The sequence below is a fragment of the Phenylobacterium sp. genome (assembly GCF_036821595.1).
GTDB lineage: Bacteria > Pseudomonadota > Alphaproteobacteria > Caulobacterales > Caulobacteraceae > Phenylobacterium.
In genome coordinates this window covers 24,207-48,442 of the sequence record NZ_DAISJG010000010.1, presented here as the reverse complement: position 1 = coordinate 48,442, position 24,236 = coordinate 24,207, and the positions used below count along the sequence as shown (strand labels likewise).

Sequence of the window (24,236 nt, the reverse complement as noted above, 5' to 3'; positions counted from 1 at the left end):
CCTCCTCAGAATCTTGCACGGGCCCAGTCGCAGACCAGCGATGCGGCGGTGTTGCGGACCTCGGGGCTGTCCTCGAAGTAGTGGGCGCCGGGGATCAGCTCGAGGGTCTTGTCCTTCGAGCCGATGAAGGCGTGGATGTCGCGGGCGTCCTGCGGGAAGACGCCGGTGTCGGCCATGCCCTGGACCACCAGCGACGGCAACTCGAACTTCTGCAGGTGCGGCTTACCCTGGCACTTGGAGGTCTCGAGGCTCCACATGGAGAGCCAGGTCTTCAGATTGTTGGCCCGGCCGATGGAGGGCGTGCGGTTGGCCACCGCCGGATGGCCACGGTAGCACATGGGCGTCGGCCGGTCGGACGGGTCGATGGTCCCGTCCATCATGCGGAGGTCGCCCCAGCAGCGGAACATCGGGAACAGGCGGTCGGGGGTGCCGGCCTCGTTCAGCCGCTTCAGCTCGGCCTTGGCCCAGTCGGTGATGCGCTGATTTCGCGCCTTCTGGGCGGCCCGGTATTTCGCAATGAACTCAGGGGAATAGGGCGGCTTGTTCGCCTCGCTGAACGGGTCGAGCTCCGGGTCGGTGGGCACGGGGTCGAATTCGTCCACCACCGAGGCGTCCATCCAGTCGGTCAGCACCTCGGGACGACCCTGGTGGGCGTTCAGGGAGACGTAGAGGTCGGCCTTGGGCAGGGAGGCGTAGGCCTCCCGGGCGGCCTCAGGCAGGAGTTCGGTCATGGTGGGGCTGATCGCCTCGCCCTGGTAGGCGCCCATCAGCGAGCCGCCGCCGGAATTGCCCAGGATGATGATCGTCTCCACGCCCTGGTCACGCAGCCAGCGCATGCCGACCCCGATGTCCAGGATGGCGTGCTCCAGCAGGAACTGGTCCTCGAAGCCGCGGTAGCGGGTGTTCCAGCCCAGGAAGCCGAAGCCGCGCCCGGCGATGTAGGGAGCGATGTAGTGCTCGGAGAAGTCCACGTTGTAGTGGGTGGCGATGAACGCCGCCTTGGGCTTCTGGCCCTTCGGCGTCCAGTAGATGCCCTGGCAGGGGTGCCCGCCGGCCATGATCCGCGGCGCGGTCGGCGAGGGGAAGCCCAGGAACTGGGTGTCCACCTTCGTCAGCAGCTCGCTCAAGCCTTCCATCGTCTCTCCCCCTGGTCTTATAGTTCGGTATCTAAGCAATAGAGGCGACGTGGCGTCATGCAAGACCTGATGCAGGACATCCCGCTCACGCTGGACCGGATCATCGACCACGCCGCACGCTGGCACGGCGGGCGCGAGATCGTCAGCCGCGACGCCGAGGGACGGGTCACTCGCACGACCTACGCCGAGGCGCATGCGCGGGCCCGGCAGGTGTCCAACGCGCTGAGGGCCGAGGGGATCGGCCTGGGCGACCGCGTCGCCACCATGGGCTGGAACGGCTACCGCCACTTCGAGGCCTGGTACGGGACGATCGGAATCGGGGCGGTGCTGCACACCCTCAACCCCCGCCTGTTTCCCGAGCAGATCGCCTACATCGTCAACCATGCCGAGGACCGGCTGATCCTGGCGGACCTAGCCTGCAAGCCGCTGATCGACCAGATCCTGCCGCAGTGCCCGACCGTGGAGAAGGTGATCTACCTGGACGAGGCGTTCGACGCCTGGATCGCGCCGCATTCCCCGGACTGCGCCTGGGGCGGGTTCGACGAGCGGACGGCGGCGGGGCTCTGCTACACCTCGGGCACGACCGGCAATCCGAAGGGCGTGCTCTACGGGCACCGGTCGAACTACCTGCACTGCATGATGACCCTGCAGGCCGACGCGCTGGCGCTCTCGGCGCGGGACACGGTGCTGCTGGTGGTGCCGATGTACCACGCCAACGCCTGGGGCGTGGTCTACTCGGCGCCGGCGGTGGGGGCGAAGCTGGTCCTGCCCGGCCAGCGGATGGACGGCGCCTCGATCCATGAACTCCTCGAGACGGAGGGCGTCACCTACTCGGCCGCCGTGCCCACCGTCTGGCAGATGCTGCTGACCCATCTGAAGGAGACCGGGGGCCGGCTCTCCACGCTGCAGCGGGTGACCATCGGCGGCTCGGCCGTGCCGGAGAGCCTGATCCGCACCTTCCACGACGACTACGGGATCGACGTGATCCAGGGGTGGGGGATGACCGAGACCTCGCCGCTGGCCACCGTCTCGGTTCCGGACGCGGAGGTGGCGAGGCTCCCCTTCGAGGAGCAGGTGCCCTACAAGCTGAAGCAGGGCCGGCTGCTCTGCGGCCTCGACCTGAAGCTCGCCGACGACGCCGGGAACACCCTGCCGCACGACGGGCGGACCTTCGGCCGGCTGATGATCAAGGGGCCGACCATCGCGGCCGGCTACTTCAAGGCCGAGGGCGGCCGGGTGCTGGACGAGGACGGATTCTTCGACACCGGCGACGTCTCGACCATCGATCCCGAAGGCTACATGCAGATCACCGACCGGGCGAAGGACGTGATCAAGTCCGGGGGCGAGTGGATCAGCTCCATCGAGGTGGAGAACATCGCCGTCGGCCATCCGGCCGCCGAGCTGTGCGCGGTGATCGGCGTGGCGCATCCCAAGTGGGACGAACGGCCGATCCTGCTGGTCAAGCTGAAGCCCGGCCGGACCGCCACCAAGGAGGAGTTCCTCCAGTTCCTCGAGGGCAAGATCGCCAGGTGGTGGACGCCCGACGACGTGCTCTTCGTGGACGACATCCCGCTCGGCGCGACCGGCAAGATCGACAAGAAGCTGATCCGCCAGCGGATGCAGGGCTATGCGCTGCCGTTCCCGGTGGAGCCTGTGCGATGAACATCCGCGGCAGGACCGCCCTGGTCACCGGCGCGGGCTCGGGTATCGGGCGGTCGACCGCCGTCATGCTCGCCGAGCGCGGCGCGGCGCGGGTCTGGCTGCTGGATCGCGACGAGGCCGGGGCGGGGCAGACGGCGCAGCGTCTGACCGAACTCGGCTGCGACGGGATCGTACGCGCCTTCGACGTGACCGATTTCGCGCGGCTGGAGGGAGTGTTCGCCGAGGCCGAGGCGCGTGGCGGCCTGGACATCGTGTTCAACAACGCGGGCATGGTGGTGGGGCTGGAGCTGTTCCCGGAGACCAGCGCCGAGCGGATCCACGCCATCGTCGACCTGAACCTGAAGGCCGTGATCTTCGGGACGCAGTTCGCCGTGCGGCAGATGCGTGGCCGCGGTGGGGGCGTGGTGATCAACACCTCGTCGGGGGCCGCGCTGCACACCGGCTTCCGCGACTGGCTCTACACGGCGACCAAGGCCGGCGTGCTGGCCTTCTCGAAGTCGTGCCTGCCGCTGAGGGACGCCTGCAACGTGCGGGTCAACGCCGTGCTGCCGGGGCTGGTGGACACGCCGATCCTCAAGACCACCGGGGACGGCGAGCTGGCCGACTGGATGGCTCCGATCCTGGCCAGCAACGTCGCTCTGCCGCCCGAGGCCATCGCCGAGGCCGTGATCCGCATCGTCGAGGACGATGCGATGGCCGGCGAGGGGGTGGAGGTCCGCGGCGGCTAGGAACCCGAGCCGAGAAGCAGGCTTTACCGCCGGGCCTGGAGCCCTTAGCGAGCAGGGTTCCCTTCCAAACGAGGAGCTCTGAATGGCCACCGGCCTAGTCGCCCTGCTGGACGATGTCGCCGCCATCGCGAAGCTCGCGGCGGCGTCCCTGGACGACGTGGCCGGCGCCGCCGGCAAGGCGGGGGCCAAGGCCGCCGGGGTGGTGGTGGACGACACCGCCGTGACCCCCGGCTACGCCATGGGATTCACCCCCGAGCGCGAGCTGCCGATCGTCTGGAAGATCGCGCTGGGTTCGCTGAAGAACAAGTTCTTCTTCCTGCTGCCGGGCGCCCTGCTGCTCGCCGCCTTCGCGCCCTGGGCGGTGACGCCGATCCTGATGGCCGGCGGCGCCTACCTCTGCTTCGAGGCCATGGAGAAGATCGTCGAGGCGGTGAAGGGCGAGGAGGTCGGCGACGAGCCCGGCGAGCTGGCGCTGAGCTCCGAGGAACTCGAGAAGGAGAAGGTGCAGGGGGCCATCCGCACCGACCTGATCCTCTCGGGCGAGATCATGGCCATCTCGCTGGCCACGGTCGCCGACCGACCCTTCCCGATCCAGGCCGCGTCCCTGGCCCTGGTGGGCCTGCTGATCACCGTCGGCGTCTACGGGGTCGTGGGGCTGATCGTGAAGATGGACGACATCGGCCTGCACATGTGCCGGCGGCCAGGCACGCTGTCGAAAAGGGTGGGTGAGGGCCTGGTGCGGGGCATGCCGACGGCGCTCGCCTTCCTCTCCACCGTCGGCACGGCGGCGATGCTGTGGGTCGGCGGCGGGATCATCGTGCACGGCCTGCACGAGTTCCATCTGACCCCGATCCCGGGGATCGTGGACCAGCTTGCCCACGGCGCATCGGCGGTTCCGGGTGTCGGCGCGATCACCGGCTGGCTGGTCACCGCGGCGGCCTCGGCCGTCGTCGGGCTGGTGATCGGCGGAGTCATCGCCGGCGCCCTCCACCTGTGGCACGCGCGGAAGGGCGCGCACTGAGCGGCGTGAAACGTCCCACCGTCGCCAGCCTGAAGAGGGTCAACGCCGAGAACCTGGCCGGGCTCGGCGCCGAGCGGCTGGCCGAGATCCTGGTCGGTGTGGCCAACACCCGGCCGGAGCTGAAGCGGCGCCTGCGGATGGAACTGGCCGCCGCCCAGGGCGCGGAGCACCTCGCGCTCGAGATCGACAAGCGGCTGGGCTCGCTGGAGACCAGCCGCTCGAAGGTGTCCTGGCGTCAGCGCGCGACCTTCATCCGCGACCTCGACGCGCTGCGCGACCTGATCGCCGGCCGGCTGGCGCCGCTGGACCGGCCCGCGGCGCTGGAGCGGCTGTGGCTGTTCATGGAGGTGGCGTCCCGGGTGAACCTGCGGGTCCGGGACCGTGACGGCTCGATGGCGGCGGTGTTCGAGCGGGCGGCGGGCGACATCGGGGCGCTGCTCCGGGAAGCCGACGGGACGGCGGCCGCCGAGGCGCTGGCCTCGGCGGTGACGCGCAATCCGGGCGGCTGGACGGCGTGGCTGCCCCTGGCGCTGGAGGGCGCGCCGCCGGGGCTGGCGCAGGCCGCGCTGCGGAGCCTGAGCGCGCGCGCCGGCGCGACGGCGGCCTGGCTGCCGGTCATCCGGGGGCTCGCCGACGCCGCCGGCGATGCGGACGCCTATCGCTCCACCTTCACCGCCGAGGCGCTGCGGACGCCGCCGGTCGCCGCCGAGGTCGCCGAGCGCCTGCTGCGCGCGGAGCGCATCGAGGAGGCGGGGCGGGTGCTGGAGGCGGCGGCCGCCAAGCCGCCCGCACGAGGCTGGACGGGCGCGAGAGCCCGCCCGGCGGAGCCCGACTACGACTGGGAGACGGCCTGGATCGAATACCTCGACCGGTCCGGGCAGGGGGCGGCGGCGCAGGCTGCGCGGTGGGAGTCATTCGAGCGCACCCTGTCGGCGGAGCGGGCGAAGGCGTTCACCCGCCGGCTCAGCGGCTTCGACGACGTGGAGGCGGAGGGGCGCGCCTTCGAGCGGGCGGCGGCCCACGAGGACTTCCAGCGCGGGCTGCAGTTCCTGATGGACTGGCCAGCGCTGCCCGAGGCGGCCCGGATGATCCAGGATCGCGCCGACGAGATCCGGGTGGACGACGATCTGACTCAGCTCTGGGCGGCGAAGCTGCGAGGGCGACATCCTGGCGCCGCCCACCTGCTGCTGCGCAGGGCCGCCGCCGCGGCGTTCCGCCGGCGCGATTTCGCCACCTGCGACCGGCTCACTCAGGAGGCGGACTCGATCGCCCTGCCCGAAGGCTAGGGCCTGAGCCGTTCGGCGAGGAAGATCACTCGCTTCACCATCAAGGGCAGGAGCTGTTTCGGCAGCGGCTCGATGAGCTCGGCGCCGTCGAAAGCCTTCTCCGCCAGCGGCACGAGCACCTGTTCGGTCGCCACGAGCGTCTGGATGGTGCCGAGGATCTGGCGCAGCGCCAGGAGGCCGCGCAGGCCGCCGAACGGGCCGATGGAGGCGGACATGATCCCCGCCACCTTGCCGCGGAAGGCGGGGAGCGCCACGAGGCTCTCGCCCGGCCGCGGGCGCGAGACCCAGTCTATGGCGTTCTTCAGGGCGCCCGAGACCGAGCCGTTGTACTCCGGCGAGGCGATCAGGAAGCCGTCGTGCTCGATGAACAGCCGGCGGAGCTCGTCCGCGGCAGGCGGGAAGGCGCTGGCCTCCAGGTCGCCATCGTACAACGGCAGGTCGAAGTCCCTGAGACGGATGGAGGTCACCTCGGCGCCCTCGGCGCGGGCCATCTCCGCCGCCACGTCCAGCAGGCGCTGGTTCAGCGAGCCCTCCCGCGTGCTGCCCGCGAAGGCAAGCAGCTTCACCCCGGCCATGATCCTCTCCCGGTCGCTTCTAATTGCTTAGATATCTATCTGATCGGGAAGCCGCCGCCAACGGCTCAGGCGGAGGCGTCGGTGGGCGGCGCGTCCACCTCGGGCGCGAGGTTGCGGCCGACGTGCTGCAGCAGGCGGCGCAGGGTGGCGACCTCGTCGGGGCTGAGGCCGCGCAGGGCGATCCCGTTCACCTCGGCGACGCAGGGGGCGAGGACGGCCTGCAGCTTCTTCGCCGCGGGCGTGAGGAAGACGTGGATCTTGCGCCGGTCGTCCTCGCTCTGCCGACGTCGGACGAAGCCGCTTTTCTCCAGGCTTTTCAGGGCGGTTACGGTGGTCGGCTCACGCATGCCGACACGCCGGGAGAGTTCGCGCTGGGTGAGACCGTCCTCGCGCCAAAGCACGCGCAGGAAGCGCCACTGGCCGGCGGTCACGCCGTGGGGCAGGGTGCGCCTCTCCAGCGCCCGCGAGAAGCTGCGGAAGGCGATGCGGCTGAGGTAGCCGATGGAATTGTTCGGGTCGGCGTAGAAGTCCGCCGCGGTCGCCTTGTCCATGCCGCATCCTTCGCACCTGAAGCGTCGAGGATCAACGTGGGCGGGAGAATGGCCCGATTGACACTCTTCCGCGCCCCTCCTAGCAAAGTGTAGAATTCTAAGTAATCGCCTGAGGGGGACCTTTGGAAAAGCTCGCTGGCCTGCCGCTGCTGCCGACCACGATCGTGGGGAGCTATCCGCAGCCCGAGTGGCTGATCGACCGCGAGGGGCTGAAGAGCCGCCTGCCGCCCAGGGTCCGCGCGCGGGAGCTGTGGCGCATCCCCGAGCCGATGCTGGCCGACGCCCAGGAGGCCGCGACCCTGGTGGCCATCAGCGACCAGAAGCTGGCGGGGATCGACATCGTCGGCGACGGCGAGATGCGGCGGGAGAGCTACTCCAACCGGCTGGCGACGGCGCTGGAGGGGATCGACATCGACCAGCCGGGCACGGCCATCGACCGTACCGGCAAAGCCAATCCGGTGCCGCGGGTCGCGGGTCCGATCCGCCGCCGCGGGCCGATCGAGGCGCAGGACGCCCGGTTCCTGAAGGAACGCGCCGGCGGCTGGGTGAAGATCACCCTGCCGGGCCCCTTCACCATGACCCAGCAGGCGCAGAACGACCACTATCCGGACGACGCGGCCATGGCGATGGCCTACGCCGCGGCGGTGAACGAGGAGGTCCACGACCTGTTCGCCGCCGGCGTCGACGTGGTCCAACTCGACGAGCCCTACCTGCAGGCGCGGCCCGAGCAGGCCCGCGGCTACGCCATCGAGGCCATCGAGCGGGCGCTCGACGGCGTGAAGGGGATCACCGCCCTGCACGTCTGCTTCGGCTACGCCCACGTCCACCAGGGCGCGGAGAAGCCGAAGGCCTACGAGTTCCTGGCCGAGCTGGACCGCTCCAGCGTGGACATCATCTCCATCGAGGCGGCGCAGCCGCGGCTCGACCCGGCGATCCTGGCGGAGCTGCCGTCGAAGCGGATCATGTACGGGGTCATCGACCTCAACGATCCGGCCATCGAGACGCCCGAGCTGGTGGCCGAACGCATCCGCGAGGCCCTGCCTTACGTGGACGCCGAGCGGCTGGTGATCGCCCCCGACTGCGGGATGAAGTACCACCCCCGCGAGGTCGCCTTCGGCAAACTCAAGGCCATGGTCGACGGGGCCCGCATCGTGCGCGGCGAACTGGCCGCCGGCTAGCGGCCCGCCTCAGGGCGCGACGGCCTTGGCCCTGGGGCGCCGCCACCGCCACGCGGCGACTGCGCCCGCCAGCACGATGACGGTCCACCCGGCCGCCAGGCGCTTGAGCAGGTCGCCGGCCTCCATGAGCAGGGTCGTGAAGTCCACATTGCCGGTTCGCCAGAAGATCCACTCGCCGCCCAGCCGCGTGGCGAGCAGCGGCGCCCCGGTCTCGAGCACCACGATCCCGTCCCCTGTGTTCGGGTCGATCCGCGCCGCCGTGTTGATCTCCGGCTCGTTGTTGCCGTCGTGGCCGATGATGAAGCCGCCGGCGTTGTTCGGCGCGTACAGCATCGTCCCGAGGCCCCAGATGTCGGCGCCCATCTGCCGGGCCTCGGGCCGGCGCATGGCTTCCAGCGTCTCGGGCTTGAGGACGCCCCAACCGGGGGGCTCGCCGTTCGGCCCCGGCAGGTGGGCCTGCAGGAAGCGCGTCATGTCGGCGGCCGAGGTGTAGAGCGAAGCCGCGGCCAGGCCGGTGAAGCGGTAGAGCGTGGCGGGCCGCCCGTGGGCGTCATAGGAAGCCGCGACGTTGCCGGGCGGAGCCGTATCGATATCGAAGGTCGATCTCGTCATGCCGAGCGGCCGGAACACGTCCTGCTTCATGTAGGCGTCGAAGGGGCGGCCGGAGACCTCCTCTATGACGAGCTGGAGCAGGGTGTAGCCGCCGCCGGAGTATTCGAACCGGCTTCCCGGCTCCGCGCCGACCCGGACGATCCCGTCATGGCCGGGCGAGGCGTCGGCGGCGCGGGTGAGGGACTGCTCGATCGTCTGCACCGGCCGGCCGGGCGGGAAACCACCGTAGCCCAGGCCGTCCGTGAGGCCCGCCGTGTGGCTGAGCAGGCGGCGGACCGTCACCTTGCCGTTGTCGAAGTCGCTCGCGGGCAGGGACCAGCGGGTCAGGTAGGTCGACACGGGCGCGTCGAGGTCGAGCTTGCCGGCCTCCACAAGCCTCATCACGCCCCACGCGGTCACCCATTTGCTCAGGGAGGCGACCTGGAACAGGGTGTCGCCATCGACCGGCTCGCCGGTGGAGGTGAAGTGCGTGTCGAGGACCCGCCCGTCGTCGAGGAGGACCAGGGCGAGGTTGCCGGGGCGGGCCGCGTCGGCCTGGGCGATCGCCGCCGTCGCGAAGGCTCGCGCGTCCCCTGCAGGCGCCAGCGGCCGCCGGCCCCAGCCTTCCAGCGCAGCCGCGACGACGCCCGCCGTCCAGACGATCAACGCCAGGACGGCGACGAGGACGATCCTGAGAATGCGGCCCATCAGTTCTGCTCCCCCCGAGCGAGGAGCTTAGGCGGATATGTTCGCGGACGTCGAGACGCCGGCGGGCCGGCCGGCGCTGGCGCTATCCAGCCAGCCAGTCCGTGAGCAGTTGGGTGACCGTCACGGGCTTCTCCAGGGTGGCCAGGTGGCCGCAGTCCTCCACCACCTCGAGCCGCGCGCCGGGGATTCCGGAGACGATCTCGCTCTGGTGGCCCTCTGTGGTGATGCCGTCCTGGCGGCCCCAGAGGACCAGGGTGGGACAGGCGATCCCGGCGAGCGTGGGGCGGCTGTCGGCGCGAGCCATGATCGCCCGCTGCTGGCGCAGGAAGGTCTCCGCGCCGGTCTCCGCCGCCATCCTGCGCACCACGGAGAGCAGGGGCTCGTCCTCGCGGCGGGCGGGATGGACGAGGATGGGGATGCGTTCCTCCACCACGTCGTCGAACCTGCCGGACTCCACCAAGCGGATGTAGCCCTGCCGCCGCTCGGTCTGGGCGGGCCCATCGTTCGGCGCGAGGGTGGCCAGGAGGGCGAGGCTCGTCACGCGTTCGGGCTGGCGGCGCATCACCTCGAAGGCGACGAAGCCGCCCATGGCCTGGGCGACGAGGTCGAAGCGCTCCGGCGCGGCGGCCAGCAGGCGCTCGGCCATCCCGCCTATGGTGTCGTCCCGGGTGTGGTCGGCGAACACCACCTCGTGGCGCTCCCGCAGGGCCGGCGCCTGCGGAGCCCAGACTTCGTCGGTGAGGAGCTGGCCGGTGACGAGGACGACGGTCAATTCACACCACCTGGTTCAGGAGCGGGACGCCGTCGCGCAGCCGGCGGCAGTTGTCGAAGGCGACCACCAGGCTGCGGGCCAGGGTCTCGGGCGTAAGCCAGGCCACGTGCGGGGCGAGCACGACATTTGGCAGGCCGAGCAGCGGGTCGGCCGGGTCCACCGGCTCGCCGTTGAACACGTCGAGGCCCGCGCCGCCGAGCTGGCCGGCGGTCAGCGCCTCGCAGAGCGCCTGCTGGTCCACCAACTCACCGCGGGCGGTGTTGATGAGGATGGCGCCCCGCTTCATACGCCAGAGCGCCAGGCCGTCGATCACGCCGCGGGTGTCCTCGGTGAGGGGGATGTGCAGGGAGAGGATGTCCGCGCGCTCCACGACCTCCCCCAGTTCGCAGAAGCGGCCGACGGCGTCGGGCTTCTCCGCCCGGGCGGTGTAGATCACCTGCGCCCCGAGCGCCTGCAGCGCCGGGGCCAGCCGCTTCGGGACCTCGCCGTAGCCCACGAAGCCGACGGTGCGGCCGGCGATCTCGCCCACGGTGTCGAGCACGGCCAGGTCCGGCCTCCAGCCGTCGCCGGCCCGCACCAGCGGATCGAAATAGGTCACCCGGCGGAGCACGGCGAGCATCAGGGCGAGCGTCATCTCCGCCACGGCCTGGCTGTTGACGCCCGGCATGTTGGCGACGGCGATGCCGCGCTCGCGGGCCGAGGCCAGGTCGATGGTGTTCACGCCGACGCCAAGCTTCTGGATCAGCTTCAGGCGCGGCGCCTGGTCCATCATGTGGGCGGTGACGGGCTTGAGCACGTGGAGCATCACCTCGGCGTCGGCGAACTCCCGGGCGAAGGCCGCGTCGTCGGTCTCGTCCACGATGGCGGTCTCGACGCCCGCGCCGGCCGCCTGGCGGGCGAGCTCGGCCTGGAACCCCTCGCTGGCGCGGTAGTGGAGGACGGCCTTCATTCCTGCCTCTCGGGGATCCCTCGGCCGACGGACGCGGGCAGGGCGCCCGCGCCGGCGTAGACCGCGTCATCGCCCATCTGCTCCTCGATGCGAAGCAGCTCGTTCCACTTGGCCATCCGTTCGGAGCGGGTGAAGGAGCCGACCTTGAGCTGGCCGGCGTCCCAGCCGACCGAGAGGTGGGTGATGGACACGTCCTCGGTCTCGCCGGAGCGGGCCGAGACGATGGCCGCCCAGCCCAGCGCGCGGGCGGCGTCCAGGGCGGCCTTGGCCTTCGTCACCGTGCCGGCCTGGTTCACCTTCACCAGCACGGCGTTGCAGGCGCCGGCGTCGGCGGCGCGGCGGACCCGCTCCGCGTTCGTGACCAGGAAGTCGTCGCCGATGATCTGCACGCGCTCGCCCAGACGCTCCGTGGCCAGCGCCATGCCGGCCGTGTCGTCCTGGCCGACAGGATCCTCGATGGAGAGGATCGGGAAGCGCGCGGCCCAGCCGGCCACCCTCTCGACCATGGCCTCGGAGGTGAGTTCGGCGCCGTCCAGCGGCAGGCGGTAGCCGTCGCCATGGGCGAGCTCGTTGGCGGCCACGTCGAGGGAGATGAAGACGTCCTCGCCAGCCCGGTGGCCGCTGCGGTCGATCGCCTGCGCCAGGGTCTCCAGCGCCTCCTCGTTGGAGGCGAACATAGGCCACCAGCCGCCCTCGTCGGCGACGCCGGCCAGCCTCCCGGTCTGTTCCATGATCGCGCCGGCGGCGCGGTAGACGTCGGCGGTGATCTCGAAGGCGCGGCGGACGGTGGGCGCGCGGGGGCACATGACCATGAAGTCCTGCACGTCGGTGCGCCGGCCGGCATGGGCGCCGCCGCCGAAGATCTGCACCTCGGGAAGGGGGATGCGGACCGGCCGGCCCTCCGCCAGGTGACGCCACAGCGGCCGACCCTTGGCGGCGGCGGCGGCGTGCAGGGCGGCCAGGGAGACGGCGACGGCGGCGTTGGCGCCCAGGCGGGCGAAGTTCGGCGTCCCATCCAGGCCGGCCAGCACGGCGTCGAGACCGGCCTGGTCCCGGACGTCGCGGCCCGCCAGGGCGTGGGCGACCTCGCCGTTCACCGCGGCCACGGCGCGGTCGACCCCGAAGCCGCCGAACCGGTCGCCCCCGTCGCGCAGGTCGATGGCCTCGTGGGCGCCGCGCGAGGCGCCGGCCGGCGCGCAGGCGCGGCCGGTCGCCCCGCCCGCCAGGGTGATTTCGGCCTCCACGGTGGGCCGGCCGCGGCTGTCCCAGATCTGGCGGCCGCGGACGGTGGCGATCTCGTGCTTCATGGGGCTTCCCGTCGGTCGTGGATCTCGCGGGCCGCGTCGGCGAAGCGGGGGGCGGGCAGCGACAGGAGGGCGGTCGCGGCGCCGCGCACCCGGGCCCTGTCGGTCTCCGCCGTCAGGTATTCCACCGGCGACTTGCCGTCGACGCGGGCGAGCAGGAGTCCGGCCAGCAGCGGGGCGGCGCGGGCCTCCAACGCCTCAGGCGGCTCCCAGGCGACGCCGTCCAGGTAGGCGCGGACGAGGGCCTCGAAGGCCGCGGCGTAGGCCGGTGCGTGCTGCGGCTTCCACACGGCCTTGAGCAGCAGGTGATTGGCGCAGAAGGCGATGTCGAAGGCCGGGTCGCCGTACCAGGCGCACTCGGCGTCGAGGAACACCGGGCCGTCCGGGCCGGCGAGGATGTTCTTGGGGCTGACGTCGCCGTGGACCAGGGCGCGCCGCGTGCCGAGCGTGGTCTCCGCGATTTCCGAGAGACGGCCGGCGAGCCCGGGGTGGGCGGCCGCGGTGTGGGCCAGGTAGGGCTCGATCCGCAGGCTCACGAACATGGCGTCGGTGGCGAAGGTCCGCGCCAGCTCCGGGGAGTCCGCCGTCCGGGCGTGGGCTGTGGCGAGCGCGCGCCCGACCGCAGCGGCGAAGCCCGGATCGACGCGGCCGGCGGCCAGTTCGACCTTCCAGACCGGGTGCGTGGCGGGCTCGAACCAGGTCATGGCGAACAGGTGCCGCGCCGTGTCTTCCGCAAGGACCTCGGGGACGATCGGCCCGCCCAGCGGCCCCACCGCCCGCAGCCAGGCGGCCTCGTTGGCGGAGCGCTCCACCGGCGCGCGCCAGTCGGCGGCGACCTTCAGGCGGGCCAGCGCCCGCTTCACGCAGACGGGCCCGCTCCCCAGATCGACCCGGAAGACGTCGCTGGAGACGCCGCCCGCCAACGGCGTGACCGGCGGCCGCTCGTCAGGGCCGGCCAGACCTGCGTCGCGCAGCCAGCCTGCGATCTCCTCCCGCGGATGGTCCATGTCCATCCATTAGATATCTAACGAAATGCGGTCCAGCCTCAACCCGGCCGGCGTCAGAAGGTCTGGCGGAAGAGGGCGACGTGGGCGGAGTCCAGATACTCATCGAGCCGGGCGATCTTCCCCTCGCGCATGCGGCAGATGATGGCCGCGGGCAGGCTCACCCGGCTGCCGTCCTTGCGCGTCCCGCGCAGCACGTGCTGCTGCACGAAGCCGCCGGGGAAGACCTCGAGCCGCCGGTCGTCGTAGACCCGGTCGCTGATGCGCCCGACCATGCCCTGGAGCGTGGCGACGTTCTCCTCGCGGGTCTGCACCTTGTCATCGAAGTTGTGCCAGATGCCCACGTCGGGCGTGTAGCTGTCGCGCACGGTGTCCACGTCGCCCTGTTCGATGGCGTCGAAGAACCGCTTGGCGAAGGCGCGCACGGCGGCCTCGTCCATGGTCGTCCTCCCGGTGGTGGTCGTGTCCGGCCCTACTCGGCCGGTTGCAGCTTCCGCCGCTTGGCGAGCGGCACGACGACGGTCTCGTCGCGCACGCCGTCGGCGGTCATCGGCGCGTGCGCCACGTCGTCCTCGTCGAACGGCTTGCCGACCCAGGAGGCGAACTCCAGGCAGACGCCGTCCGGATCGAAGAAGTAGATCGAGCGCACGAAGACGTCGTCGGTGACCTCCTCGCTGGAGGCGCTGGGCGAGTTGTCGTGGTTGAGGATCTTCGAGACCGCGATCCCCTTGTCCTTCAGCCGCTGGACGTACTCGTCGAACTTCTCGGCCGGCACGTCGAAGGCGATGTGGTTCATCGAGCCGTGCGCGGACGCGATGTTCCCCTGGGTGGGCAGGTTCGCCGGCGACGAGCGGCCGGGCTCGGCCGGCGGGGCGTCCTTGAACCAGAAGAAGGCCAGGCTGTCGCCGTTGCCGATGTCGAAGAAGAAGTGCTGGCCCAGGTCCCGCGGCAGGTCGAGGGTCTTGATCAGCGGCATCCCCAGCACGTCGCGGTAGAACTTCACCGTCTCGGCCATGTCCTTGCAGACCAGAGCCAGGTGGTTCACTCCCCGGATCTCGAATTCGGTGTTCCTGTTCGCCATGACGTCCTCCACGTCTTTCGCCGTCTGACGCCGCTCAGCCGAGCGGCTCTGCGGCGCCGCCAAGCCCCGCAGCCGGAGCTTAGCCAATACTTCGGTATTTAAGCAATCATACGCCCTTAGCCTGCAAACCGTCAACTTCGTTGATGGTGGCGGGGGCGACGCCGGACGCAAGTTCGCGCCTCGCGTGGCGCGCCGCCAGCAGGAAATGGGTCCCGGCCCAGAAGAAGAGCAGGACCACCGCCATGAGGGCGAAGCGCACCCCGTCGACCGACGCCGCCTCGCAGGCGGGTCCCGTGGCCGTAGGGCCGCCGCGGCAGGCCCCGGCGTAGCCCGGGCCGAAGCTGCGGGCGGCGAAGGCGTCGCTCAGGGCGCCGGTGGCGACCGGGCCCAGCATCATGCCGATGAGGCTCGTCGAGAGGCCGAGGAGGGCGATCGCCGAGGCCCGCATCCGGGGCGTCACGAGGTTCTGGGTGATGGCGAACGTCGGCGCGTACCAAGCGGCGCAGAACAGTCCCGGGAGCATCAGCGCCACGACCGCCACCCAGACTTCCGTCTGGGCGAAGCCGATCAGGTATCCGGGCGCCGATATGAACATGCAGGCGGCGGGCAGCCAGCCGTAGAAGCGCAGGTCGCGCTTCACCAGGCGGTCGGTCAGCAGGCCGCTGAAGAGGTATCCGCCAGTGACGGAGATGCCGTTGATCAGGGCGAAGAGGTAGGCGGCGTCGGTGTAGCTGAGCTGGAAGGCGCGCACGAAATAGGGGTGCATGAAGCTGATCACGCTCGCCCCGATGAAGTTTGTCAGGATCGCTGCGACCAGCACATGGCGGAAGGTGCGGCTGGCAGCGAGGCGGCGGACCACCGCGGAGAAGGGGGGCACTTCGGTGTCGGTGGCGCCCTCGGCGTGGCCCCGCGCCGGCTCCTTCACCGTGAGACGGGTGAGGACGGCCAGGACCAGGCCCGGCAGGCCCACCATGAGCAGCGCCATGCGCCAGCCGTAGGCCTGGGCGAGGACGGCGCCGCCAATCCCGCCGACGACCAGCCCGAGCGGCGTGGCCAGGCCGAGGATGCCGATGGCGGAGGCGCGCTTCCGGGGTGGGTAGTAGTCGCCGAGCAGGGAGTGCACCGGCGCGGTGGCGCCGGCTTCGCCGACGCCTACCCCGATCCGCGCCACGAGCAGCTGGCTGAACGAGCCCGCCAGCCCGCACAGCGCGGTCATGATCGACCAGCAGGCGACCGAGACGCTGATGATGGTGACCCGGCTGTGCCGCTCCGCCAGCCTCGCGACCGGCAGGGCGAGCACGCCGTAGAGCAGGGCGAAGGCCGCCCCGCCAAGCAGGCCGAGCTGCAGGTCGCTGATCCGCAGGTCGTCCTTGATGGCCTGGCCGACCGTGTTGAGGATCGTGCGGTCGACGAAGGCCAGCGTCGAGATCGCGAGCATCAGCGCGAGCGCCCACCGGCGGTCTGCGTCCACGGCCCGGTCCGTGACGGCCGCGACGGTCATTGCCCCTCGGGGGTGCGGGCGGGGGCGAGTTCGCGCGCCCGGACGAAGGCCGCCTCGAAAGCTGCGTCGCCGCTCTGACGACCGGCGAGGCGGAAGGTGCACTTGCGGATCTTCCAGGCGCTGTCCTTGCGGACCAGCTCGTGGACATAGACGCCGCAGGCGTGCGCGCCGTACTCGCGGCCGGCGTCGTTCAGGAAGTGCATGGCGTTGACGTAGGAGGTGCAGACCGCCGTCTCGCCCGACACCCTGAACGTCAGGTTGGAAATCATGTGCAGGGTGGCGTCGAAGCCGTAGAGCGACTTCAGCCGCGTCACCCACGCCTCCGCGGGCATGTCGTCGTTGAGCGAGCCCATCGAGCTGTAGTCGATGTGCACCGGGTCGGTGAGGATCGAGCGCAGCAGGTTCCAGTCGCGGCTGTCGATCGCCGTGGCGTAGCCCAGGACGACGTCGCCGATCTCGGCGCGCTGGGCCAGCTGTTCCGGGCTGAGCGCCATCGGAAGTCTCCGGTTCTGGTGGGGGGCGTCGGGGCGCGGGCCCCGACGCCGTTTGAGGGCCTAGAACTCGAGGGAGGCCTCGAGCAGGACGGTGCGCGGCTCGTCCAGGAACTTGTGCACGCGCGGATCGGCGGTAAGCGGCGCGGGCAGCAGGAACGAGAAGTTGTAGGTCCGCTCGTCGGTGAGGTTCTTGCCGACCAGGGCCACCTCCCAGCCGCTGTCGACGTGGCCGAGGGCGAGCCGCGCGTCGATCTTGGTGTAGCCCTTCTGGACGCCGTAGACGGTGCTCTGGTTGTCGGCGTTGTAGTACTTCGAGCGGTAGGCCAGCCCGATCGCAGACGAGAGCTGGAGATCCTCGGTGAGCGCCGCCTTGTGGGCGATCTGCAGGTTACCCGTCCACTTGGACGAATAGGTGAGGGGGGCGCCGGCGATGTTGTTCGCCGCGATGCTGGCGGGGTTGGCCGGATTGCATTCCGTCACCGGCTGCCTGGCCAGGCAGGTGGAGCCCGGGAAGTCGTCGTACTTGGCGTCCTGGTAGGCCCCCGACGCGGTGACCTTGAGGCTGGTCACCGGCTGCCAGAGGAACACCGCCTCGACGCCGCGGGAGGACGCCTGGGCGGCGTTCTTGGTCACGAAGGCGCTGATCGTCGGGTCGTAGATCGAGCTCTGCAGGTCCTTGAAGGTGGTGTCGTAGACGGAGACGTTCAGGACGATCCGGCCGTCGTCCAGCGTGGACTTGATGCCGGCCTCGTAGTTCGTGGATTTCTCCGGCTTGAAGATGAAGGTGGAGTCCACCGTCCCGAACGAGTTGCTGACGAAGCCCCCGGACTTCGAGCCGCGACCGTAGACGGCGTAGAACATGATCGCGTCGGTGAGGTCGTACTGCACGGTCACCGAGGGATCGAGGTAGTCCTCGCTGAGCTTGCCGCGCGCCGAGGTGATGGCCCGCTGGGGCCGTCCAGCGTCGAGATAGGTGTCGTAGGCGCCCTTCTTGTCGGTCTGCGTCCAGCGCAGGCTGCCGATCAGGCGCAGGTCTTCGGTGACGTTGAAGGTGCCCTGGCCGAACAGCGAGTAGGTCTTCGCCGTCTGTTCGAACTCGGAGTGCTGGCGCCCGGCGAGCGTGCCGCCCAGCATGTTGTAGGCGAGGTAGTAGCCCAGGTCGTAGGTGCTGCGGTCGACGTAGGCGCCCACCACGTACTCCAGGCGCTGGCCGACCGGCGAGAGCAGGCGAACCTCCTGCGAGACCTGCTCGAACTCCTCGGGCATCCGGTTGGAGTAGAGCGCCGGGACATCGGTGCTGTAGACGTTCGTCCGTTCGGCGTCGTAGTGTGAATAGCCCGTCACCGTGGTGACCGTGTGATCGCGCCAGTCGAAGTTGGCCACGACCGAGCCGTTGGTCGATCGGACCTTGTTGGCTTCCGGATAGCCGAAGGGATTGCCGTCAGAGTAGCGGACGGTGGTGACCGGACCCGCGGCGTTGGGCGGGCCAAGGACGATGTTGGCGCCGCGGACCTGGGAGTCGGAATATTCGAGCTTGGCCGTGACGTCGACCGCGTCGCTGGGCTCGTAGCGCAGCGAGGCGCGGGCCAGGCGCTGCTTCTTGCGCGGGTCGTTGTAGCCAGTGTTGACGTTGTGGATCCAACCGTCCTGGTCGAGGAACTTGACCGCCAGGCGGGCGCTCAGGGCCTCGCTCAGCGGGCCGGAGACGAAGCCCGAGATCTCGGTCCCGTCGAGGTCGAAGTTGTAGGCCCCGGCGACGCGTCCCTGGAAGGTGCGGGTCGGCCCGGCGGTGACGATGCTGATGGCGCCGGCCGGGGTGTTCTTGCCGAACAGCGCGCCTTGCGGCCCGCGGAGGACCTCCACGCGCTCGATGTCGAAGAACGGCGCTTCGAACTGCTTGCCGCGGCCGGCGTAGATGCCGTCCTTGTACATCGAGACCGACTGGTCGAAGGCGAAGTTGGCCGGCGCGGAGCCGAACCCGCGGATGTAGACCACGTCGGCCGCGTTCAGGCGCTGGACGTAGACGTTCGGCACGGAGTTCATCAAGTCGTGCAGGTCGGTCTGGTGGTAGTCCGCGATCTGCTCGCCGGTGACCACCGACATCGAGATCGGCACGTCCTGCATGTTCTGTTCGCGCTTCTGCGCGGTGACCACGAGCTCGTCGAGCGCGGTTTCCTGCGCCAGGACGGGCGTCGCCATCGCCAGTGCGATGGCGGTGGTGAGGCATAGGTGACGGCTGAGCAGATTGGACATGTGTTTCCCCTGATGAACTCGGCCTGGAGCCGGTGCGGGTCTGCGCCCGCCTTAGGGAAACTGTCAGTTAGGTTGACGACACTGTCAATGAAGTTGACGGGATGACTTAGCGTCACCTGGCTTAAGCTACGGACGTCGCGCGTTTTATTCTCTCGGGCTCACGGTCGCCGAGCTTAGTTATCAATGATCACATGTTCATAACCGAAGGCCACGGTCGCGCGGCTCATGTCGCAGAAGCGGAGCTCGTCGGCGATCAGTTCGCGCGCCGCGGCCTGTCCCTCCGGAGAGGCGGCGGCGGCCATGCGGTCTTCCTCGCTGTCCCACCAGATCTCCACCACGCCGTCGTGGGGCGGCTGGCAACCGCGCGACTGGGTGATCATCCGCGCGATCTCGTAGTCGCCGGCGTGCAGCTGGACATAGCGCCGTATGCGCAGGGCGCCCGCATGCTTCACGGCCAGGGGGGCGTGCACATTGCGCCAGTAGTCGAGGAACGCCTCGCGGGTCAGCTCGGGGCGTCGATAGACGGCGAAGGACATCTTGAACATGCGCGCTCCTCACGGCCCCCGGGCGGGGCGCGCATGTTGGAGCACGGATCAGCACTTCGTCAATTTCGTTGACGGGAAATCCCCGGCCCGCTCAGTCCTGAGCGAAACTCAGTGGCGGGCCCCAGTCCTCCGCCAGCAACTGGGCGGCCTGCGCGACGCGCTCGGCGCCCAGCCGCTGGGACAGTTCCTCCGTCATGATCCGGATCGCGCGCTGAGCGTCGAGGCGCATGGTTTCGCCAAACGGCGTCGGCGTGACCAGCTTCATGCGCCGGTCGTCCGGATCGTCCTTGAGGGCCACCATGCCCAGCTCGATCATCTGGTTGATCGTCGTGTGCACGGCCTGGCGGCTGACGCCCATGCTGCGGGCGATGTCGGACGGGCGCCCGACGCCCGACACGACGTTGGCCATGACCATCGACTGGGGTCGCGTCACCTCGGGCCAGCCGCGCGAGCGCAGGTAGTTCTGGAGGCTCTCGTCGCACCAGTAGAACGCCTGCAACAGGGAGAGCAGGAGGGGCTGGGTCTGTTCGCTCGGGGTCACGCCGTCCGTCCGGAAATCGTCCGGTTTGAGTGCGGCGGTTCTGCCTGAATGTCAAAACGGCAGGGCCGCGCCGGCTGCCGTCCGGGAACCGAAAAAAGCCGTCTTTTGCACTGGCCAAAAAGCTTCTATATCTAAGCAATAATACCGCCGGCCGACCCGAACCGTCAACGTCGTTGATGGTCGCGCCAGGACCGGAGCAGCCGGCGACGTCCGGCAAAGGACAGGACCGGCGGCCCACGCCGCCGGCAGAAGGGGAAGGAGACCGGGATGTCGCACGTCGACGCCTCGCGGGGTCATGCCCGCCGCAATCGTCAATGGGTTCTGGCGGGGGCCTCGGCCGCCGCCCTGATGGTCTGGGCGGGCGCGGCCGCGGCCCAGGACCCGTCCACGGTGGACGAGGTGGTGGTCACCGGCAGCTACATCCAGCGCCCCGTGAAGGACACGCCGAACCCGGTCTCGGTGCTGGGCAGCGACGAGCTGCAGAAGCAGTCGGTCCTGACCTCGGACTACCTGTTCAAGAACCTGCCGATGGCCAACGGCGCCCGCTCGACGCCGGACAACACCAACGCGCCCTACCAGCTGGGCATGGCGAACATCAACCTGCGGGGTCTGGGCGTCGCCTCGACGCTGACCCTGGTGAACGGCCGCCGGCAGGTGGTCTCGCCCGTGCCGCTCGACGACGGCTCGAGCTTCGTCGACATCAACACCATCCCGCTGATCATGGTCGACCGGGTGGAGATCCTGCAGAACGGCGGCTCGGGCCTGTACGGCTCGGACGCCATCGCCGGCGTCGCCAACTTCGTCATGCGCAAGCGCTTCGAGGGCCTGGAGCTGCGCGCCCAGTACCAGTCGACGTTCAAGGACAGCCAGGAGGACATCAACCTCGGCGTGGTCGGCGGAATGTCCGGCGACAACTGGGACTTCGTGGCGGGGATCGAGGGCCTCTACCGCACGCCGCTGGCCCAGAACGACCGGCCGTTCGCGGCCAACAAGATTCGCTCGGCGCTCGGCTTCCCGGGGGCCTTCCGGCCGCTGACCGCGGCCCTGCCGACCATCGACCCGAACTGCGCCCGGCTGGGCGGCATCCCGACCCCGTTCGTGCCGGGCACCAACCTGGGCCTCTGCGGTTCGGACCTCTCGGAAGCCTTCAAGCTGATCTCGCCCGAACAGCGGATCCTCGGCTACGCCACCGCCGAGTACAGGCCCAACGACAGCCACACCCTCTATGCGGAGCTGGGCGTCGCCCATAACGAGGCGAAGCTGTTCTCGTCCCCGTCGTACTCGAACCTGACCTTCCCGGTGATTCCGGCCAACAACCCGGGCAACCTGGTGGCGAACGGCGGCTTCGGGGTGCCGGTGGTCTTCTACGGCCGGCCGCTGATGTACATCAACTATCCGGAGAACGAGCAGCGGCGGCGCTCCGACATGGTGCGCGCGGTGGCCGGCGCCCGGGGCGAGAGCTTCATCGACGGCTGGCGCTACGACGCGTCCTACACCTTCGCCCAGCAGCTCTACTCGCCGACCAACATCCGCGACACGCTGAAGGACCGGTTCAACGCCGCCCTGAACGGGGTCGGCGGGCCGAACAACAACCAGTTCTTCAACCCGTTCGGCTCGTCGCTCACCAATCCGGCGCTGGCCAACGATCCGGCGGTGATCGAGGATTTCACCGCCGACTCCTGGCGCAAGTACAAGGGGCGGATGCACTCGGTGGAGGGCGTGCTGACGGGCGACCTGTTCGACCTGCCGGCCGGCAAGGTGGCCGCCGCGGTGGGGGCCCAGTTCCGGCACGAAAGCCTCGACTTCGCCTCGGACCGCGACCAGCAGACCGGCAACTTCATCTTCCTGTTCTCGGGCCCCGACTTCGAGATCTCGCAGAAGGTGTGGGCGGTGTTCGGGGAGATGGCCGTGCCGCTGGCCGAGACCCTCGATCTGCAGCTGCAGGCCCGCTACGACCACTACTCGCGGGTCGGCGGCAACTTCAGCCCGCAGGCCGCGCTGCGCTGGGAGCCCCTCGACAGCCTGGTGATCCGCGCCTCGGCCGGGACCAGCTTCCGGGCGCCGTCGCTGTCGCAGATCTCCTCGATCTCGACGATCAACAATGCGGTGGTGGACCCGTTCAACCCGAGCCTGATCCCGTTCTTCACCCAGATCCTCACCGTGCCGGGCTCGGAGCTGGAGCCGGAGACGGCGAAGAACTTCGGCCTGGGCGCGATATGGAACCCGCACTCGCAGCTGAGCTTCACCCTCGACTACTGGCGCTACGACTACGAGGACCTGATCGTCAAAGAGAGCTTCCAGGCGATCGTCAGCGCCAACCCGAACGATCCGAGGATCACCCGGGCGGGCGGCGACCCGCGCGGCCTGATCCAGCAGGTGCGGGTCAGCTTCGTGAACCAGAACTCGGTGGTCGCCGACGGCGTCGACTTCTCGGCCACGGCCAATCAGGAGTACGAGCTCGGCCGTCTCGACCTCACGCTGCGCGGGACCTACCTCAACAAGTACGAGACCACGATCGCGGGGCGGAAGCAGGACATCTCCGGCAAGCGGAACTTCGAGAATTTCGCCCGTTCCCTGCCGAAGCTCCGGCTCTCCGGGATCGGCTCGTTCGCCGCGGGGCCGCACACCTTCACGGCGACGGTCAACTACATCTCCGCCTACGAGGAGAACTTCACCGCGGCCGGGAACGCCTTCGAGGGCTACGAGTACGACGCCCTGGCGACGCTGGACCTGCAGTACCAGTTGTCGCTGGACGCCTGGGACGCCGACATCGCGGTGGGGGTGATCAACGCCACCGACCAGTACCCGCACAGCTCGGTCATCTCGAGCGACCTGCAGGGCTTCGACCGCTTCGTCTACGATCCGCGCGGCCGCCTCGGCTACGTGCGGGTGAGCAAGCGGTTCTAGGGCGATGAGCGCGCCGGAACTCAGCGAGGCCGCCGGCGCGACGGCGGGGGCGAAAGGAGACGGCCCCGCCGTCTCCGCCCCCACCAACTCGGCGTATGGCTACTACGTCGTGGGCGTCCTGATGGTCGCCTACATGTTCTCGTTCATCGACCGGACCCTGCTCAGCCTGGTCATCGATCCGATCCGCGAGGACCTGGGGCTTTCCGAGACCCAGATCAGCCTGCTCGCGGGCTTCGCCTTCGCGGCGTTCTACACCCTGCTGGGCCTGCCGTTCGGGCGGTGGGTGGACACCCGGGGACGGCGCAACCTGATCGCCGTCGGCATCGCGCTGTGGAGCCTGGCCACGGTCTTCTGCGGCCTGGCCAACTCCTTCTGGCGGCTGTTCGCGGCGCGGATGGCCGTTGGGGTGGGCGAGGCGACGCTCTCTCCGGCCGCCTATTCCATCATTCCCGACTACTTCACGCCCCAGCGCCTGGGCTTCGCCATGGGCCTCTACTCCTGCGGCGTCACGCTTGGCGGCGGCGTCGCCATGCTGATCGGCGGTGTGGTCGTGCAGTGGGCGACGACGGCCCAGCCGGTGCTGCCGTTCGTGGGCCAAGTGTCGGCCTGGAAGGTGCCGTTCCTCGTGGTGGGCTTTCCGGGACTGCTCGTGGCGCTGCTGGTGCTGCTGACGGTGAAGGAGCCGCCGAGGCGCCTGGAGCGGGGCGGGGCGGCCTCCGTGGCGCCCAAGGTCTCCGAGGTGGTCGCCTATCTCTGGGCTCATCGGCGCGTCTTCGCGCCGCTGTTCGCCGGGTTCTCCGGCATCGTCATCACCGGCTACGCCTTCAACGTCTGGGGGCCCGCCTACTTCATGCGCGTGCACGCCTTCCAGCCGGCCCAGGTGGGCCTGCTCTACGGCGTCGGATTCGGCGTGTTCGGAACGCTCGGCGTGCTGGCAGGCGGCGCGCTGTCCGACCGCGTGGCCAAGGGCGGCAAGCACGACGCCCCGCTGCGCGTGTCGATCTGGTCGGCGGTGGTCCAGGCGCCGCTGTTCATCGGGGCTTATCTGGCGCCGTCCGCCACGGTGGCGGCGGGCCTGTTCATCGTCGCCCTGTTCTTCGGCAGCGTGTACGGCGGGCTGCAGGCCGCGGCCATCCAGGCGCTGACGCCGAACCGGATGCGCGGGCAGGTGGCGGCCCTCTACCTGACCATCGCCAACATGATCGGCCTGGGGCTCGCCCCCACCTGGACGGCCTGGATGACGGAGAACGTGTTCGGCGGCCCGCAGGACGTGGGCAAGTCGCTGGCGATGACCACCGTCATCTCGCTCAGCGTCGGCGTGCTTCTCCTGGCCCTGGCGCTGAAGCCGGCGCACAGGCAGATCGAGGAACTGCTCTAGGCCTCGCAAAGAAGCTTAGAATTCTATGTATTATGGTGTAGCCTCTCGACCATAAGAACGCCGCGCCTCAC

Annotated in this window: 22 protein-coding genes; 7 read left to right on the top strand and 15 right to left on the bottom strand. The window is 69.9% G+C overall.

What is annotated here, in order from left to right:
* Positions 1-5 precede the first annotated feature (5 nt).
* Positions 6-1,136 (bottom strand): hypothetical protein, encoded by a 1,131-nt coding sequence (locus V7Z97_RS07640; RefSeq protein WP_334162525.1) that lies wholly within the window; start codon positions 1,134-1,136, stop codon positions 6-8.
* A 57-nt stretch (positions 1,137-1,193) separates the two neighbouring features.
* Here V7Z97_RS07640 and V7Z97_RS07635 point away from each other — a divergent pair, with 57 nt between their 5' ends.
* From V7Z97_RS07635 to V7Z97_RS07620, 4 genes are all read left to right on the top strand, one after another.
* The gene (locus V7Z97_RS07635; protein WP_334162524.1) at positions 1,194-2,798 is read left to right on the top strand and encodes a long-chain-fatty-acid--CoA ligase; all 1,605 of its coding nucleotides are present in this window, start codon (positions 1,194-1,196) and stop codon (positions 2,796-2,798) included.
* Positions 2,795-3,526 (top strand): SDR family NAD(P)-dependent oxidoreductase, encoded by a 732-nt coding sequence (locus V7Z97_RS07630; RefSeq protein ID WP_334162523.1) that lies wholly within the window; start codon positions 2,795-2,797, stop codon positions 3,524-3,526. Before V7Z97_RS07635 ends, V7Z97_RS07630 begins: the two co-directional genes overlap by 4 nt.
* Positions 3,527-3,608: 82 nt before the next feature.
* Positions 3,609-4,547: a DUF808 domain-containing protein gene (locus V7Z97_RS07625; protein ID WP_334162522.1), complete on the top strand. Its 939-nt coding sequence runs from the start codon at positions 3,609-3,611 to the stop codon at positions 4,545-4,547.
* 5 nt (positions 4,548-4,552) lie between these two features.
* Positions 4,553-5,833, top strand: coding sequence for a DUF6880 family protein (locus V7Z97_RS07620; RefSeq protein WP_334162521.1), 1,281 nt, complete (start codon positions 4,553-4,555; stop codon positions 5,831-5,833).
* On the opposite strand, the gene V7Z97_RS07615 is transcribed toward V7Z97_RS07620, so the two are convergent.
* The gene (locus V7Z97_RS07615) at positions 5,830-6,408 is read right to left on the bottom strand and encodes an NADPH-dependent FMN reductase (protein WP_334162520.1); all 579 of its coding nucleotides are present in this window, start codon (positions 6,406-6,408) and stop codon (positions 5,830-5,832) included. The two genes, V7Z97_RS07620 and V7Z97_RS07615, sit on opposite strands and share 4 nt — an antisense overlap.
* 65 nt (positions 6,409-6,473) lie before the next feature.
* Positions 6,474-6,959: a MarR family winged helix-turn-helix transcriptional regulator gene (locus V7Z97_RS07610; RefSeq protein ID WP_334162519.1), complete on the bottom strand. Its 486-nt coding sequence runs from the start codon at positions 6,957-6,959 to the stop codon at positions 6,474-6,476.
* 122 nt (positions 6,960-7,081) lie between these two features.
* On the opposite strand from V7Z97_RS07610, the gene V7Z97_RS07605 reads away from it, so the two are divergent.
* Positions 7,082-8,137, top strand: a complete 1,056-nt coding sequence (locus tag V7Z97_RS07605) for a hypothetical protein (RefSeq protein WP_334162518.1) — start codon at positions 7,082-7,084, stop codon at positions 8,135-8,137.
* Positions 8,138-8,146: 9 nt separating this feature from the next.
* Here the strand turns inward: V7Z97_RS07605 and V7Z97_RS07600 are convergent, their stop codons facing one another.
* The 12 genes from V7Z97_RS07600 to V7Z97_RS07545 form a co-directional block, all read right to left on the bottom strand.
* The gene (locus tag V7Z97_RS07600) at positions 8,147-9,436 is read right to left on the bottom strand and encodes a serine hydrolase domain-containing protein (RefSeq protein WP_334162517.1); all 1,290 of its coding nucleotides are present in this window, start codon (positions 9,434-9,436) and stop codon (positions 8,147-8,149) included.
* Positions 9,437-9,518: 82 nt separating this feature from the next.
* Positions 9,519-10,208 (bottom strand): alpha/beta fold hydrolase, encoded by a 690-nt coding sequence (locus V7Z97_RS07595; RefSeq protein WP_334162516.1) that lies wholly within the window; start codon positions 10,206-10,208, stop codon positions 9,519-9,521.
* Between the two features lies 1 nt (position 10,209).
* The gene (locus V7Z97_RS07590) at positions 10,210-11,157 is read right to left on the bottom strand and encodes a 2-hydroxyacid dehydrogenase (protein WP_334162515.1); all 948 of its coding nucleotides are present in this window, start codon (positions 11,155-11,157) and stop codon (positions 10,210-10,212) included.
* Complete coding sequence (gene eno / locus V7Z97_RS07585) at positions 11,154-12,464, bottom strand: phosphopyruvate hydratase (RefSeq protein WP_334162514.1); 1,311 nt, start codon at positions 12,462-12,464, stop codon at positions 11,154-11,156. The genes V7Z97_RS07590 and eno overlap by 4 nt, the downstream gene beginning before the upstream one ends.
* Entirely contained in the window at positions 12,461-13,474 is a 1,014-nt protein-coding gene (locus V7Z97_RS07580; RefSeq protein ID WP_334162513.1) for a phosphotransferase family protein, read from the bottom strand. The genes eno and V7Z97_RS07580 overlap by 4 nt, the downstream gene beginning before the upstream one ends.
* A gap of 47 nt (positions 13,475-13,521) precedes the next feature.
* On the bottom strand, positions 13,522-13,905 hold the full coding sequence (locus tag V7Z97_RS07575; protein WP_334162512.1) for a nuclear transport factor 2 family protein: 384 nt from the start codon (positions 13,903-13,905) through the stop codon (positions 13,522-13,524).
* A gap of 32 nt (positions 13,906-13,937) precedes the next feature.
* Positions 13,938-14,546 (bottom strand): VOC family protein, encoded by a 609-nt coding sequence (locus V7Z97_RS07570; protein ID WP_334162511.1) that lies wholly within the window; start codon positions 14,544-14,546, stop codon positions 13,938-13,940.
* A gap of 106 nt (positions 14,547-14,652) precedes the next feature.
* Positions 14,653-16,047 carry a spinster family MFS transporter gene (locus tag V7Z97_RS07565; RefSeq protein ID WP_334162510.1) on the bottom strand — a complete coding sequence of 465 codons (1,395 nt, stop codon included), beginning with the start codon at positions 16,045-16,047 and terminating at the stop codon, positions 14,653-14,655.
* Positions 16,044-16,541, bottom strand: coding sequence for a nuclear transport factor 2 family protein (locus tag V7Z97_RS07560; protein WP_334162509.1), 498 nt, complete (start codon positions 16,539-16,541; stop codon positions 16,044-16,046). Before V7Z97_RS07560 ends, V7Z97_RS07565 begins: the two co-directional genes overlap by 4 nt.
* A 60-nt stretch (positions 16,542-16,601) precedes the next feature.
* The gene (locus tag V7Z97_RS07555; RefSeq protein ID WP_334162508.1) at positions 16,602-18,794 is read right to left on the bottom strand and encodes a TonB-dependent receptor; all 2,193 of its coding nucleotides are present in this window, start codon (positions 18,792-18,794) and stop codon (positions 16,602-16,604) included.
* Between the two features lie 173 nt (positions 18,795-18,967).
* A complete protein-coding gene (locus V7Z97_RS07550) occupies positions 18,968-19,339 on the bottom strand; it encodes an EthD domain-containing protein (RefSeq protein WP_325461441.1) in 372 nt (123 codons plus the stop codon).
* Between the two features lie 91 nt (positions 19,340-19,430).
* Complete coding sequence (locus V7Z97_RS07545; RefSeq protein WP_334162507.1) at positions 19,431-19,880, bottom strand: MarR family winged helix-turn-helix transcriptional regulator; 450 nt, start codon at positions 19,878-19,880, stop codon at positions 19,431-19,433.
* A 267-nt stretch (positions 19,881-20,147) separates the two neighbouring features.
* Between V7Z97_RS07545 and V7Z97_RS07540 the strand changes: the two genes are divergently transcribed.
* Entirely contained in the window at positions 20,148-22,787 is a 2,640-nt protein-coding gene (locus tag V7Z97_RS07540) for a TonB-dependent receptor (protein ID WP_334162506.1), read from the top strand.
* A 4-nt stretch (positions 22,788-22,791) separates the two neighbouring features.
* The gene (locus tag V7Z97_RS07535) at positions 22,792-24,165 is read left to right on the top strand and encodes a spinster family MFS transporter (RefSeq protein WP_334162505.1); all 1,374 of its coding nucleotides are present in this window, start codon (positions 22,792-22,794) and stop codon (positions 24,163-24,165) included.
* Positions 24,166-24,236 lie beyond the last annotated feature (71 nt).